Source organism: Chitinophaga filiformis, from assembly GCF_023100805.1.
GTDB lineage: Bacteria > Bacteroidota > Bacteroidia > Chitinophagales > Chitinophagaceae > Chitinophaga > Chitinophaga filiformis_B.
In genome coordinates this window covers 847320-862109 of sequence record NZ_CP095855.1, presented here as the reverse complement: position 1 = coordinate 862109, position 14790 = coordinate 847320, and the positions used below count along the sequence as shown (strand labels likewise).

The 14790-nt window shown below is 46.9% G+C and carries 14 protein-coding genes; 9 read left to right on the top strand and 5 right to left on the bottom strand.

The window, feature by feature from the left end; genetic code table 11:
• Positions 1-105 precede the first annotated feature (105 nt).
• From MYF79_RS03610 to MYF79_RS03600, 3 genes are read left to right on the top strand one after another with little or no spacing between them, the layout of a single operon-like run.
• Positions 106-1779: a PNGase F N-terminal domain-containing protein gene (locus tag MYF79_RS03610; protein ID WP_247812598.1), complete on the top strand. Its 1674-nt coding sequence runs from the start codon at positions 106-108 to the stop codon at positions 1777-1779.
• An 18-nt stretch (positions 1780-1797) separates the two neighbouring features.
• Positions 1798-2433, top strand: a complete 636-nt coding sequence (gene pnuC, locus MYF79_RS03605) for a nicotinamide riboside transporter PnuC (protein ID WP_247812597.1) — start codon at positions 1798-1800, stop codon at positions 2431-2433.
• A 9-nt stretch (positions 2434-2442) separates the two neighbouring features.
• Positions 2443-2967 carry an AAA family ATPase gene (locus MYF79_RS03600; RefSeq protein ID WP_247812596.1) on the top strand — a complete coding sequence of 175 codons (525 nt, stop codon included), beginning with the start codon at positions 2443-2445 and terminating at the stop codon, positions 2965-2967.
• Positions 2968-2974: 7 nt separating this feature from the next.
• Here the strand turns inward: MYF79_RS03600 and mtgA are convergent, their stop codons facing one another.
• A complete protein-coding gene (mtgA, locus tag MYF79_RS03595; RefSeq protein WP_247812595.1) occupies positions 2975-3688 on the bottom strand; it encodes a monofunctional biosynthetic peptidoglycan transglycosylase in 714 nt (237 codons plus the stop codon).
• A gap of 112 nt (positions 3689-3800) precedes the next feature.
• Between mtgA and MYF79_RS03590 the strand changes: the two genes are divergently transcribed.
• Together MYF79_RS03590 and MYF79_RS03585 are read left to right on the top strand one after the other, a co-directional pair.
• Entirely contained in the window at positions 3801-4418 is a 618-nt protein-coding gene (locus MYF79_RS03590; protein ID WP_247812594.1) for an L-threonylcarbamoyladenylate synthase, read from the top strand.
• 11 nt (positions 4419-4429) lie between these two features.
• Complete coding sequence (locus MYF79_RS03585; RefSeq protein ID WP_247812593.1) at positions 4430-4780, top strand: hypothetical protein; 351 nt, start codon at positions 4430-4432, stop codon at positions 4778-4780.
• 629 nt (positions 4781-5409) lie between these two features.
• Here the strand turns inward: MYF79_RS03585 and MYF79_RS03580 are convergent.
• From MYF79_RS03580 to polA, 3 genes are all read right to left on the bottom strand, one after another.
• Entirely contained in the window at positions 5410-6552 is a 1143-nt protein-coding gene (locus MYF79_RS03580; RefSeq protein ID WP_247812592.1) for an aminopeptidase C, read from the bottom strand.
• Between the two features lie 170 nt (positions 6553-6722).
• Positions 6723-7244 carry a GNAT family N-acetyltransferase gene (locus tag MYF79_RS03575; protein WP_247812591.1) on the bottom strand — a complete coding sequence of 174 codons (522 nt, stop codon included), beginning with the start codon at positions 7242-7244 and terminating at the stop codon, positions 6723-6725.
• 238 nt (positions 7245-7482) lie between these two features.
• A complete protein-coding gene (gene polA, locus MYF79_RS03570) occupies positions 7483-10305 on the bottom strand; it encodes a DNA polymerase I (protein ID WP_247812590.1) in 2823 nt (940 codons plus the stop codon).
• A gap of 144 nt (positions 10306-10449) precedes the next feature.
• Between polA and MYF79_RS03565 the strand changes: the two genes are divergently transcribed.
• Positions 10450-10806: an arsenate reductase family protein gene (locus MYF79_RS03565; protein ID WP_247812589.1), complete on the top strand. Its 357-nt coding sequence runs from the start codon at positions 10450-10452 to the stop codon at positions 10804-10806.
• Here the strand turns inward: MYF79_RS03565 and MYF79_RS03560 are convergent, their stop codons facing one another.
• Entirely contained in the window at positions 10807-11904 is a 1098-nt protein-coding gene (locus MYF79_RS03560; protein WP_247812588.1) for a glycosyltransferase, read from the bottom strand.
• 390 nt (positions 11905-12294) lie between these two features.
• On the opposite strand from MYF79_RS03560, the gene MYF79_RS03555 reads away from it, so the two are divergent.
• The 3 genes from MYF79_RS03555 to MYF79_RS03545 all read left to right on the top strand — a co-directional run bounded on the left by MYF79_RS03555 (position 12295) and on the right by MYF79_RS03545 (position 14746).
• Complete coding sequence (locus MYF79_RS03555) at positions 12295-12543, top strand: hypothetical protein (protein ID WP_089829456.1); 249 nt, start codon at positions 12295-12297, stop codon at positions 12541-12543.
• A 150-nt stretch (positions 12544-12693) separates the two neighbouring features.
• A complete protein-coding gene (locus tag MYF79_RS03550) occupies positions 12694-13839 on the top strand; it encodes a formimidoylglutamase (protein ID WP_247812587.1) in 1146 nt (381 codons plus the stop codon).
• 16 nt (positions 13840-13855) lie between these two features.
• Positions 13856-14746, top strand: a complete 891-nt coding sequence (locus MYF79_RS03545; protein ID WP_247812586.1) for a YitT family protein — start codon at positions 13856-13858, stop codon at positions 14744-14746.
• The last annotated feature ends 44 nt before the right edge of the window (positions 14747-14790 follow it).

Genomic DNA, 14790 nt, shown 5'->3' with positions numbered 1-14790 from the left:
AGTTGAGAGAATGATAGTGTTAAAAAAAGAGCGCAGTCTTTTGACTGTGCTTTTTTATTGTCCCCTGGTATATCTTTAGCCCTTATTCGGAAACATTTTATACTTATGAAAAAACACTCATTGCTGTGGATCGCCCTATTGATAACAGGGGGAATACAGGCACAATCAGGGAAAGAAAAGCCAGGGGCCGAGATCACCTACGGCTTTCGATATAATGGCAAGGACGTCCCTGAAGGAAATCTGAAACTGATCATCCAGGGGAACAGGGCCAGCTACCAGCCGCTGGATGCTGTTGCACAGAAAGAACGGCAGTTCCTCGACAACAAAGGAAAGGCCACCTACCAGATGATCACCAACAAAGAAGGGGAACTGCTGACATTCAAAAAGCCATTCAGCAATTATGACCAGCCCGAGCTGTTGCCGGGTATCGATACTGTGCTGGGGTATGCCTGCAAGAAGGCGAAAGTAAAGGTCCGCTCCAATACTATTGAGATCTGGTATACCGATGCCCTGCCAATGAAAGGAACGCCGGTGCTGAACTTTGCTCCGGGGCTGGGCCTGATACTGAGAACATTGCGTAATGGCACCTCCGAATACATCGCAACAAAAGTAGACCTGCGTGATATTAAAGACGAAGAACTAAAATGGCCGGTTACCATGGGATCGATGGTAGACGATGCCACCTACCTGCGACAGGTTATCGAGAACCGGTTCACGACCCTGCATGTCTTTAACCAGGAGCAGATCAGCTGGGGAAATAAATTCAATGACCCGGCAGATGAGCAGGAAAACGTCACTTACCACTATGCCGGAGGAACCGTTATCCTTAAGAAAGTAAAGTTGCCAAAGACGACCGAAGTGACGTTGTTTGCAGAAGTTGCGGAGTATTCCAACGGCGACTCCTACGACCGTACGGGTTCGGTATTTATGGTACCCGTAGATAAAAAGACATCTTTCCTGGACGGTTTGAAAAAGGGAGTAAAGGAACTGCCTGTATATCATGAGAAGTATCGTGGAGTGGTAGCGACAGATAACTATCTGCCCACCATGGAGCTGATGCGTTTTTTCACTCCCTTCGGTATCAATTATTATAATGAGAAGGTGAAAATAAAAGGCTACCAATGGGCTGATTCCGCCGTCTATCGCCAGGATATTACGGAATTACTACCGCGCTTACAGGGAGAAGTATGGTTGGGCATGTACATTGGTAACTATGACAAGGGCGGCCATAAGGTAAGCCTTCGTCTGAAATACTACCCTGCAGACAGCGACCAGAAAGGAACAAAGGAGGAGCATTGGATAATGCCTGTCTTTAATACCACCAACCTCATGGAAATGGCGGAACAGGAATATGGTACCATGTTCGGAAAGGATTCGCTAACCGTTACTGTGAACATACCGGAAGGATTAAAGAACCTCCGCTTACGTTATACTGCAACCGGCCATGGTGGCTGGGGAGGTGGAGATGAGTTCAATCAGAAGCTGAACGAGATCTTCGTAGATGGAAAAAGGGTATATCATTTTATTCCATGGCGTACAGACTGCAGCAACTTCCGTTTGTCAAACCCGGCAACAGCCAATTTTGTGAATGGTCTGGCATCTTCAGATCTGAGCCGGTCTAACTGGTGTCCGGGAGGAGTGACAGAACCGATCACTATTCCCCTACCCGATCTCACACCGGGAGAACATACCTTTAAGGTGGCGATCCCACTGGGAGAGCGCGAAGGAAATAGCTTCAGCGCCTGGAACGTTTCGGGCTGTTTAATAGGGGAAAAATAAGGGGCATAACTTTAGGACATGAATTTTGACGCACTATATCAGGGATTACAGGAAGGAATACGGGCAATGAGCTGGCTGGAAATAGTGGCGGCCCTGTTTGGCGCCATCAGTGTGATCTGCAGTAAACAGAACAGCATCTGGTTGTATCCGACGGGATTGGTGAGCACAGGTATCTATGCATATCTCCTGTCAAGGGAGCAGTTCCGCCTGTATGCGGAAGCCACCCTGAATGTTTACTATTTTGTGATGAGCGTATATGGCTGGTATCACTGGGCCAAAAAAGCGGGCAGCGAACCGGAAACGCCGGTGGAATGGGCCAATCGCCGGGAATGGATCGTTACGGTGTCGATAACCGTAATCGGCTGGGGCGTTTTTGCATACCTGCTCAGTAATTATTCCAACTCTGACGTACCATTAATAGATGCATTTGTATCTGCTACGGCCTGCGGCGGTATGTGGCTGCTGGCGAAGCGAAAGATAGAGAACTGGCTGGTGCTCAATGTGTCTAACCTTGTCGCGATCCCCTTATTGTTTCACAAACACTTGTTGCCAACGGCAATATTGACAATATTCCTGTTCATTGTTGCTGTGTTGGGCTATTTCAGCTGGAGAAGGATCTGGCGGGAACAACACACTGCGGGAATGGCAAAGTAATTATAATATATGTTGAAAGTAGTTGTTATAGGGCCGGAGTCTACCGGAAAGAGTACGTTGAGTGAGCAGCTGGCGGCACATTATCAAACGGTATGGGTGCCGGAGTATGCACGCCAGTACCTGGAAGCGTTGCCCCGGTCCTATGAACAACACGACCTGCTCACCATTGCAGAAGGACAACTGGCATTGGAAGATGATCTGGCAGCGGCCGCCAACAGGCTGTTGATCTGCGATACAGACCTGCATGTTATCAAGGTATGGAGTGAGTATAAGTATGGGACATGCGACCCTCATATCTTAGCGCAGATAGCTAAGCGCCCCTATGATCTGTACCTGTTAACCTATATCGACATTCCCTGGGAGGAAGATCCGCAGCGGGAATATCCTGATCCTGCCATGCGGGAGTATTTTTACAATATCTATAGAGACCTTGTTGCCGCGTCAGGTGTACCCTGGGTGGAGATCAAAGGCAATTTTGAAGAAAGGAAATTGTTGGCGGTAACAGCTGTGGATAAACTGCTGGAAAAACAATAAGCTGATATTATTTACTGCTCACCAGTTCAGCGATGTCCGGATCCGGAGCGATAAACCGCATCTGCTGTAAGATTTTTCGCTGGCGGTAAGAAGTGATACGCGCCGGCGGCGTTACGGTATATTTTATAGGATTCGGCAGACAGGCAGCGATCATGGCAGCCTGTTCGCGATTGAGGCTGGCCGCACTTTTGTGGTAATATTGCTGTGCAGCAGCTTCCACTCCGAAAATGCCATCGCCTGTCTGTGCCACATTCAGATACATTTCAAGTATCCGTTCTTTGCCCCATATCTTTTCGATCATGAAAGTAAAATAGACCTCCAGCCCTTTACGCACCCAGCTGCGTCCCTGCCAGAGGAATACATTTTTTGCCACTTGCTGACTGATGGTACTGGCGCCACGGATCTTTTTACTTTTCTGGTTGTGCTTCATCGCCTTCTCGATGGATTTAAAATCAAATCCGTTATGATCAGGGAAGAGCTGGTCCTCACTGGCTAGTACTGCCAGCTTGGCATGTTGAGAGATCTCATCATAGTCTGCCCAGGTTTTATGGAAATGCTTATCTGTTCCAATGAGGCTAAACCAGGAGGATATCATGGTAAGGGTGATCGGTGGATTGACCCATTTTAATATGATGATGTAAACAAATTGAGCAATGAATAGAATGAGTGCAATCTTCTTCAGCCTTCTCCAGGTTCTCGGAACAATCCCTTTTAAATTCATCCAGATCGGTTTTGCAAATTGGCTGGAAAGATAGTAAGATTATTTAATGTGGAAAATGCGTTGGCCTGGAAATTGGGACAGCATCCGGAAGTACTTTCGTAAATTTGTACATATGCTCTTAACCTTACATCCGGACAATCCGAACCCACGTCACTTAAAAACGATTGTGGAATGTTTGAAAGACGGCGGTGTGATCATCTATCCTACCGATACCGTGTATGGTATGGGCTGTGATATCTGTCAGCATAAGGCTGTAGAAAAGATCTGCCAGATCAAACATATTAACCCGGCGAAAGCCCAGTTTTCCTTTATCTGTTATGACCTGAGCCATCTGTCAGACTATGCCAAGAGTGTGGATACGCCAACTTTCCGCATGCTGAAAAAGGCCTTACCGGGTCCTTACACATTCATCCTCCCTGCCAGCCGGGCGGTGCCGCGCATGTTAAAGGCAAAGAAAGATACTGTTGGTATCCGTGTTCCGGACAATAATATATGCAGGGCCATCGTGAAAGAGTTGGGTAATCCTGTAATGAGTACCTCCCTTCCGATAGAGCAATACGTAGAGGAATACACAGACCCGGAGATCATTCATGAGAAGTTTGGTAAAATTGTGGATATCGTAGTGGATGGTGGAATTGGTGGGCTCACCTTTTCTACTGTCGTAGATTGTACCGGCGACGAACCGGAGCTGATCAGAGAAGGCGCCGGCAGCTGGGAGGCCCTCGTATAAATGAGTTGATTATGAAGAAACTGTTGTCCATAGCAGGATTGCTTACATTTACTTGCCTGTCGCATTTATCTGCCCAGAGCAGGATTGCAGTAGCGCCGCTTTATCCTTTGACTAAGTCAAGTAACTTGTGGATGGCGGCTCCAAAGAAGGTCCTTGCGCCGGTTTATTTATCCTCTTTCCAGGTTGCGGATAACAAGGAGATGCCGGGGGCAAAAGCACCATTTGCGCCAAATGATTACTACCAGCAACATTTCGGTTTTTTCTGTAAAAAGGAGTGGAATTGGGAGAAGCAGACGCAGTTGCCGGTGAAGGTGCGATTGGGGAGTTACCAGGAGGCGCAACGGCTGGAAGGTAAGTGGTGATGTTCTTTCTAAGGTGCCGTAGTATTGAGTTTGGTTAAATATAAATGACGTAGTCAATTAAATTAATTGCCTTTGTCAAATAAATATTGGAGCGGAAAATCGCTCCTTTTTTGGAATCTGGTATTTCCCGTTTTTTGTTTCCAGGTGAGGCTTTTATTCTCATCATTTCCGCATCGAAATGGGCCGCGTCATGCTGTGATGATTGACTTTGTCAAATATGTTTTGGTGTAGGGATACGACGGGTTTTCAGGTGGGAATCACTGGCCTTAATTATTTGAAGCCGGCCGGTACGCTTAATGGGGGTTTAATAGAAAATCCAAAGCTAAATACGATTCCCGATGCTTCATCTTGCGCAGCTTCAAAGAATTATAGCCAGTGATCCCAGCCTGAAACTGCGCAGTATCCCCCACCCTAAAAAGATGTACGCTTTTGACTTATGGAACAAACTCAATTCTGAAGGTTAAAAATGTTTCGCGGCGCGAAATTATGGGCAGTAATCCCAGCCTGAAACCGCGCGGTATCCCCAACGCCAAAAAAGATGTACGCTCTAGACTTTATGGAACACTCATCTGAAAACAAGAACGGCTGTCTCAAACGAGACAGCCGCACACTATGAAATAGAGAGATAATTAAGACTGTTTGATCCCTAACTTCTTCGCAATGTCCGCCGGAATTGCTTTTTTGTTCAGCATAATGCTGGTCGTTTTGTACGCAAAGAAAGGTTCGGAAGCATAGAAATAGCCGTTGCCGGGATTAGCAGTTCCCCAGGAATTCTTCACACGGAAGAAAACTTTTCCGTTCTGGTCTTTCGCCATACCAACGATGTGCATACCATGATCGTCCTGTGTTTCGTAATTATCAAAAGCCTGCTGACGAAGCTCGGGAGTGATGGTTAATTCCTGTACCGGTTCAGTGAAGGCTTTGCTTAGCTGATCAGGTGTAAGGCTTGCAACGTCGGGAACGATAGCCAGGCCCTGTCCGAAATTGAAGCCTTTCTCGCTTACGTCAGAAGCCCAGGCAACAGTATAGCCATTCTGGATAGCATTCTCTGTGATGGCTGTGAGGTCATTGAGAGGAACATTGTACATTTTATCCCAGTTCCAGTTGTCGGGGACTTCCAGTACAAACTGTTGATAGTAAGGATGGTGAGTGAAAGAGGTGATAAACACGTAATCATCCGCATCCAATCCCAGTTCCTTGACGAAAGTTTTGGGGGTATAGCTCTTGCCGTTATACTCAAATTTTTCAGGGGCATCTCCGATATAGGCGTTCAATACACCATCAAAAGCTTTGCTCCAGTTAGGGTTGATGGTAGATTCGGTAGCACCGATCTTCTTCACCATTCCTTCCAGGATGGATGTCATTTCGGCATGGTTGTAAGTTTTTACGCGATTGCCGTCGTATACGCTTTGTGGTACAAGGCCATATTCACGGAGGCAGAGCAGGTCGTCAGGAAATCCGCCGCCCTCTCCGAAATTGGCTTTACCGTGCATACGAACATAGTTAGATGCTTTCAGGGGATACATTTTTCTAACTACATACATCTCGCTGAGGTTAACATTCTTGCCTTTTCCGATGCGAAGCGCTTCGGCCTGAAAGAAGGAAAGTCCGGAGAAGGACCAGCATGTACCGGTATTGCCCTGGTTTTCTACATCACCTGCGTCGAGGTTTTTTATAACAGTGAACTTATAGTTACTGCCTTCCTTATTGGTTGTTTGTGCGATAGCCGCTGTGGAAAAAAAAGCGGCAAGGCATAGCGCCCATGTCTTCATTGTAATGATGTTTTTCGGAGATTTAAAAAAATAGTGGCCGAATCTAAGTTAAAACAGGCACTCTTAATGAATAAAGAATGATGAGTGGGAGTTGCAATAGATTGCAGGCTGCCGTTAAAACAATCTTCCGGCAGTACCGGAACCTGCGGTCCCGGGGGAAAGCAGGAGCATCATTTTACACAGTGAACAAGATATTCCTCCCGGGATATCTCCCATCTCCACAGTTGTTCAGGGGCTTCCCCTACGAAGTGCATGCCCGATTTTTGAAGCACTTTCACGGCAGCATTATATTCTTCTTCCGTATGGGCAATCACCTTGTTGACGTAGGAATGGTTAAATGCAAAGCGGACCAGCGCCTGTGTCAGTTCTGTGCCATATCCCTGCTCTCGGTAGGGAGATGAGATCTCATACCCTATTTCTACGGTTCCTGCCCGGTCGGGGCGGCCTTTAAAACCTCCGGCGCCCATGAGGCGTTTGTCTTCCTGGTGTATCACCAGGTAAAAGAACCAGCCAAGCATGGAGGGGTCATTACGGAGTTTGTCGTATGCTACAAGTATCACTTCCGGAAACTCTGTCCAGGATTCGGGGATATGGATGTTTAGCAATTCACCCAATACCTCTTCTCCCTGTAACAGTGCTTCGAAATACTGCAGGGTACATGGTAATAATTGAAGGCGAGGCGTCAGGATCATGGGCGAAAACTAGTAAAGGATTTTGGAAAACACAATAGGGGGAACAAGGGAAAAAGCACCAATTATCGGCGGGAAAAACAGTAGCTGCAATGGAGTTACCGGGGGGATTCGATATGAACTTTTCAAGAGGCGGCCATGAAGCTGGATAAACAGTAAGAAACCAGGAACTAACGCACACATTGATGCATGCTTGTGCGCGTTAGTCCCTGGTTTTTAATTATTTAAGGCACTGGTTGCGTTAATGCGCTTCCAGCCAGTTGATGCCAGTACCTATTTCAACTTCGACAGGTACCGCCAGTGGCAGGGCGTTGCGCATACCTTCTGCTATTAATGGCTTGATCAGTTCCAGTTCATCTTTGTACACATCGAAGACCAGCTCATCATGCACCTGCAGGATCATGCGGGAGCGGAGATTTTCCTGTTTCAGCCTTTTATGGATGGCGATCATGGCAAGTTTGATCATGTCGGCAGCGGTACCCTGTATCGGCATGTTGATGGCATTTCGTTCTGCATAGCCCCTGACTACGGCATTGGAGGAATTGATATCCTTCAGCCAGCGCTTGCGGCCCAGCAATGTTTCTACATAACCATTCAGTTGTGCAGACTTTATCTGGTTGTCCATATATTGTTTTATGGACGGATACTGTGCAAAGTAGTTATCTATCAGTGTTTTAGCCTCTCCCCTGGCGATGCCCAGGTTTTCGGAAAGCCCGAAGGCACTTACACCATAGATGATACCGAAGTTTACGCTCTTGGCGTTACGCCGCATTTCCGGTGTTACGTCCGTCAGCTCCACACCGTATACCTTTGCGGCGGTAGCCGCGTGAATATCGAGCCCTTGCTGAAAGGCCTCGATCATGTGTACATCTTCGCTGATGGCGGCAATAATACGCAGCTCGATCTGGGAGTAATCGGCAGACAGTAATACATATTCCTCATTCCGTGCAACGAAAGCTCTACGCACTTCCCTGCCTCTGTCGGTACGGATGGGAATGTTCTGCAGGTTAGGGTTGTTGGAACTGAGACGCCCGGTTACAGCTACCGCCTGGTTGTAGGAGGTATGCACGCGGTTGGTCCGCTTGTTCAGCATCAGCGGAAGCGCATCCACATAAGTTGATTTCAGCTTGCTCAATTCACGGAATACCAGGATGTCTTCTACGATCTGATGCTTGGAGGATAATTTCGCCAGCACATCTTCACCGGTGGCATACTGTCCTGTTCTGGTCTTTTTGGCTTTAGGATCGAGCATCAGTTTTTCAAACAGTACCTCTCCCAATTGTTTCGGTGAGGCCAGGTTGAAACGAACCCCGGCTTGTGTATAAACGCTTTCTTCTGCACGCCTGATCTCTTTTTCGAGCTCGCGCGAGTAATCGGAAAGTGCCTGTATATCGAGGGCAATACCCTCATATTCCATATCGGTCAGCACTTTCACCAGCGGATTTTCTACTTCATAGAACACTTTTTCCACCGCTTTCAAGGGCAGTAATGGCGCGAATTTCTCCTTCAGCTGCAGGGTAATGTCGGCATCTTCTGCTGCATAGTCCTTGATCTTTTCGATTTCCACATCCCGCATATTACCCTGCCCCTTTCCTTTCTTGCCGATCAGCGTCTCGATAGACACCGGCTCGTATTGCAGGTACTGAGCGCTGAGCAGGTCCATTCCACGGCGGCCTTCCGGCTCTATGAGATAGTGGGCCAGCATGGTATCGAAGACAGGGCCCTTTATTTCAACACCATACCATTTCAGCACGATCATATCGTATTTGATATTCTGACCGATGAAGAGGATATGCGTGGTGTCGAACAGCGGACGGAAACTATCTACTATTTCCTGTGCCTGTGCCCTATCTGATGGTACGGGTATATACCAGCCTTCTCCTGCTTTGACGGAAAAGCTCATACCGACCAGTTCAACCGCATTGGCATCAGTACCTGTCGTTTCCGTATCGAAAGAGACCTCCTGCTGTTGTAACAGCAGTTCCAGCAGTTCCTTCCTTTTTTCCGGCGTATCGGCCAGCAGATAGTTATGCGGCGTATTGTTGATGTTTTTTTCCGCAACCAGCACGCTTACAGGTGTTTCCTGGGCTTCCTCAGAAGGAGGCGGCGCGGCGCCCTGGATCTCATTGCCAAACAGGTCCAGCTGTGCTTTGGCCGGAGAGGCCGGTTCCATAGTGGCTGCGGTAGCAAAGCCATCTCCGAGTATACGTTTCCCGAGGGTTTTAAATTCCAGTTCAGTAAATACTTCTGACAATTGCTCCTTATTGGCTGGCTTGATGCAGAAATCTTCCTCATGGAAGCTAACCGGTACATTGGTGATAATGGTGGCCAGCTGTTTGGAAAGGATAGCGCTTTCTGCGCCGGCTTTGATCTTTTCCGCCATCTTTCCACCAATCTTGTCAGCATTCTCGATCACTCCTTCTACAGAGCCGTACTGGGAAAGCAGTTTCATGGCGGTCTTCTCTCCTACGCCGGGAATGCCGGGGATGTTATCCACCGCATCTCCCATCAGGCCCAATATATCTATAACCTGGTGTACATCCGTGATCTGCCATTTTTCACACACCTCTTTAGGGCCAAGGATCTCTTCCTTGTTACCCATGTAGGGCGGTTTATAGATGAAAACATTTTCCCTTACCAGCTGCCCGTAGTCTTTATCCGGCGTTACCATGTAAACACTGTAACCGGCATCTGCTGCCTGCCAGGCAAGGGTGCCGATCACGTCATCTGCTTCATAGCCGTCCAGCTCTACGACGGGAATATTGAACCCGGTGATAATACGTTTGATATCGTCGAGGGAGTCCAGAATGTCTTCCGGAGCATCCATTCGGTTAGCCTTATAATCGACAAAGGTGGAATGCCTTTCTGTAGGCGCGTGCGTGTCGAACGCCACTGCCATATGGGTGGGTTTTTCTTTATTGATAAGGTCCAGCAAGGTAGAAGTAAACCCAAACTGCGCGTTGGTATTCCTCCCGGTGCTGGTGAGGCGTGGATTTCTGATCAATGCATAATAGGCGCGATAGATGAGCGCCATTGCATCCAGTAAAAACAATTTCTTTTGCATCCGCCAAAAGTAATTATGAATGATGAATTACGCATAAACAAATGCAGATTATCTCTCCTGGATAAGATCGCTTGCGGGAGAATGACGGCCCGATATTTTGGAAGTTCCTTCCGCCGGCGGATATTTGCGTCGAAAGTGTATAACATGAAGAAAATATATCATTTATCTACCTGCAGTACCTGCAAACGCATCCTGGAGGAAATAAACGCTAAAGAGAACGGATTTGTACTGCAGGACATTAAGACCGAAAAGATTACGCCGGCCCAACTCGATGAAATGCACAAACTGGCAGGAAGTTATGAGGCGCTTTTCAGTCGCCGGTCACAGAAATACCGCCCTATGGGTTTACACGAAAAGGAGCTCACGGAAAAAGACTACCGCGACCTGATCCTGGAGGAATATACCTTTCTGAAAAGGCCGGTGGCAATTGTCGGAAAGCAGATCTTCGTGGGCAGCGATAAAAAAACGGTAGAAGGATTGCTGGCAGCTGCGGATAAGTAGTTAGCCGAGGCTTTCCACAAACGTCCTCACCACTCCTTTGTACTGCTCCATATCCTGTTCGTGTTCGAATGATTTGAATTCGAATTTCTCTGCAGCGTCCAGTGCTTCCTTCAGATTAAATACATGCTGGGATATATTATAAAAATAGCCCTTCTTCATGAGGAACTTACCCAGGTATTCCTGTTCCGACTGTCCGGGAGTTGGGATCAGGATTGCCTTTTTGTTCAGCTTCACCAGGTCCATCAACGTGGTATAGCCGGAACGGCTTAATACCATTTTTGATGCCAGCAGCGCTTCGTTGAGGTCTTTCGCATTGAGGTGGTTCACCTGCTGTACCCGGGGAGTGATCTGTTGCATTTCCGGTGTGCCGGGTTTACCGCTGACGATCAGTGCGCTGATAGGCAGGGACTTGATCTGGTCCAGCACGATCTTTTCCAGGTTGGAGCGCTGCGGTTCCGGACCGGATATAAGCACCAGCAGGTCGTATTGTTGTGGTGTACCAGGCCGGTCTTCAAAGCGGCTGAGGCAACCCAGATAAGTCGTATTGGGTGGCAATACGGAAGGATGGCCCAATATACCCGAGAGGTTGTTGGCATCTGCGTAATCGGGGATCCAGCAGGCGCCATAACGACGTATATAGCGATAGTTCAGCCACTGCAGGCTCTTTTCGATGATACCACCAAAAGGCGTTTTGATCAGTAGCTGATGAGATATAAAAACGGTAGGGATTGTACTATGATAAAGCCCGAAGCGGTTGTCTGAAATAACGGCGTCGATCTGGTGCTCTTTTACTACCTGCTGCAGCCATTGTTGTTCATACTTAATAGCATTCAGGATCTTGGGGATCTGCTGAATGATCTTCCAGCCAAACAGCCAGCCCTTTTGTGTATACTGGATACGGTAACCAGGCAGGGACAGCATGGTCAGTTCGGGAAATTCCTGCTGTAAAAGTGAAGCATGTTTGCCCTCTGCTGCAATAACTACCTTACAGCCAGCGTTTAATAGTTCATGGATAAGCGGGATGTCGCGGGTGGCATGTCCTAATCCCCAGTCGAGCGGGACTATCAGAATCGTTTTGCGCGTAGAAATTGTGGACAAATATTTGAAATTTTTACGAAATTAGCTTAATTTAGAAATGCGCACTGTTAAGAAAAGGTAAACTCTCGTACAGACAGGCATCTATCAAAAGCGAACAGAACTTAAGAGTATGATAACAAGAAAATGGCTGACTATTTTATTAGTGTGCAGTAGCCTAAGCATTATGAGTCAGGGTTGTAAGATTTTGAAGAAGAACGATTGCGGGTGCCCTACCATGAATAAAAAACGGATGCACTAAATTAAGTACCGGTTTTTTAGCCGTTGAGTTCCCGAAAGAAAGAAGGATAAACATTACTACTTGTAACATCCAGTTGTTGAATACACGCCAAGCCGCTTACTCCTATATGAGAACACCTTTAACAAATTTAAGGGAACAGTCAAATTATTCAAATGAAACAGGTAGAGAGGGATTTATTGATCTTACTGCATGAAGATCGGTATAGCGAACAACAGATCCAGTATGCAGTAAAGCAGATCAGCGATATGCTTACAATGGTGGAGACCATGGAGTACCTATGTAATGTTATGGAAGTTGCTGATTGCAACAAAAACCGTGTCACAAGCAAGAGATCTGTACTACAGCGGGCATTTTCCAGGAAGGAGCATAAAGCATTCGAATTCATTGTTCACAAGAACTAACAGCTAAGCAAGGCCGCTTATCCATGACCAGCAATTGATCATGCGGCATCCTGATGCATAAAAGAAATATTAATCCGTAATTCATCTCTTCCCGAAACAACATATTTCGCAATTGATTCGTAGGTTTGCCGGCAAACAAAAACACTTGTGATGGCAGACTTTACACTCCTCCATGATTACCTCCTTCCTATTTCCAAAGCAAGTCTGAATGATGATCAGGAATACGATGAATTCCAGATTGGGGGAATCGTAGATCTGTATGAAGAAGGATATACACCTAATCTCGATATCGCAGATATAATCCTGCTGGGCGTGAATGAAGACCGCGGTTATGGTCCCGGTAAAAAAGGCCCCGATGCAGCGGATATTGTAAGAAGAGAATTTTACAGTTTATTTTACTGGCATAAAGATGTAAAGATCGCCGACATGGGAAACCTGCGTAAAGGCGTTTCACTGGCAGATACATATGCCGCTTTGAGAACGGTGCTGGCAGAACTGATCAACTCAAACAAGACCATCATCATCCTCGGCGGCTCGCATGACCTTACCTATGCGCAATACAGAGCGTATGCTGCGCAGAAATATGTGATCGAAGTGACTGTTGCAGATGCTTTGATAGATCTGAAAGAAGAATCCCCTATTCCGGCGGATAGCTTTCTGATGGATATGCTGACGGAACAGCCTAACTATATCCGTCATTACAACCACCTTGCATTCCAGAGTTATTTCGTACATCCGCGCATGTTGGAAACGCTGGATAAACTTCGCTTTGATTGCTACCGCTTAGGTAAAGTGAGAGAAAATCTGGAAGAGATCGAGCCGGTATTGAGGAACACAGACCTGTTGAGCCTTGATATCAACATCATCAAACATAATGACGCACCGGCCAATACACTTTCCCCTAACGGACTGGGAGGTGATGAAGCCTGCGCCCTCTCCCGCTATGCCGGTATGAGCGGAAGGCTTAGTACCTATGGCATTTACGGATACCGTCCGGAAAAAGATAAAGATTTCCTGACAGCGAGACAGATTGCGCAAATGTTGTGGTATTTTGTGGATGGCTGTTCTGTAAAGAACAAGGAGGCTCTGTTGAATGAAAGGGAAGCCTTTTATGAGTTCAATATTGTTTGTGCAGATATTGATACCGTATTCCTTAAGAGTAAAAAAACGGGCCGCTGGTGGATGCAGTTGCCTGGTAAAGGAAAAGACTTCGTTCCCTGCACCTATAGCGATTATGTAACCGCAAGCAATAATGAGATTCCTGAAAGGTGGTTGAGACACCAGGAGAGAATGTAGCTTATAGTAAAATTATATGTCACAGACAAGGAAGACACGCGCCCGCATTGGATTTATCCAGAATGTGCAGGATATCGTGCTGATAGTCGCAGGTGTTTTATTGGCCGCAGTAGGGCTGAAAGGTTTTTTATTGCCAAATGGTTTCCTGGATGGCGGTGTTACCGGGATCTCCCTCCTTATTAACCGGCTCACAGGCTGGTCTATCTCTGTGTTGCTGATCGTGATCAATAGTCCATTCATCCTGCTGGCATACAGGCAGTTATCTTTCAATTTTACCGTGAAGGCGCTTTGCGCTATCCTTGGGCTCGCCGCCGCATTGCTGTTTATTGAGGTGCCAACTATCACCAGCGACAAATTATTGATCGCCGTTTTTGGCGGATTGTTCCTGGGCGGCGGTATCGGTCTTTCTGTAAGAGGAGGTGCTGTATTGGATGGCACTGAAGTACTGGCACTCTACATTAACCGGAAAACAGTGTTGTCTATGGGGGAAGTGATCATGTATTTCAACATCGTGATATTCAGTATTGCCGCAGTATTGATCAATGTTGAAACAGCGTTGTATGCAATGCTCACTTATCTCTCCGCATCAAAAACGGTTGACTTTGTAATACAGGGTTTTGAAGAATATATAGCATTGACCATTATCTCCAACGAAAGTGAACTAATAAGAAAGACACTGACACTATCTTTAAAGAAAGGTGTGACCGTGTTCAAAGGGCAAAGCGGCTTTGGCAAACGGGGCGCGGTAGATAAGGATATTGACATCATTTACACAGTAGTGACCCGCCTGGAAGTCCACAAGATCATTGATGAAATAGAAAAAATAGATGAAAAGGCCTTCATCGTGCAACACAATATCAACGATACGAAGGGCGGTATGATCAAACGCAGGGTCACACATCACTAACACCTGCCTTATTGCCTGGCTAATTTCGCCTGCCCGTTCACACC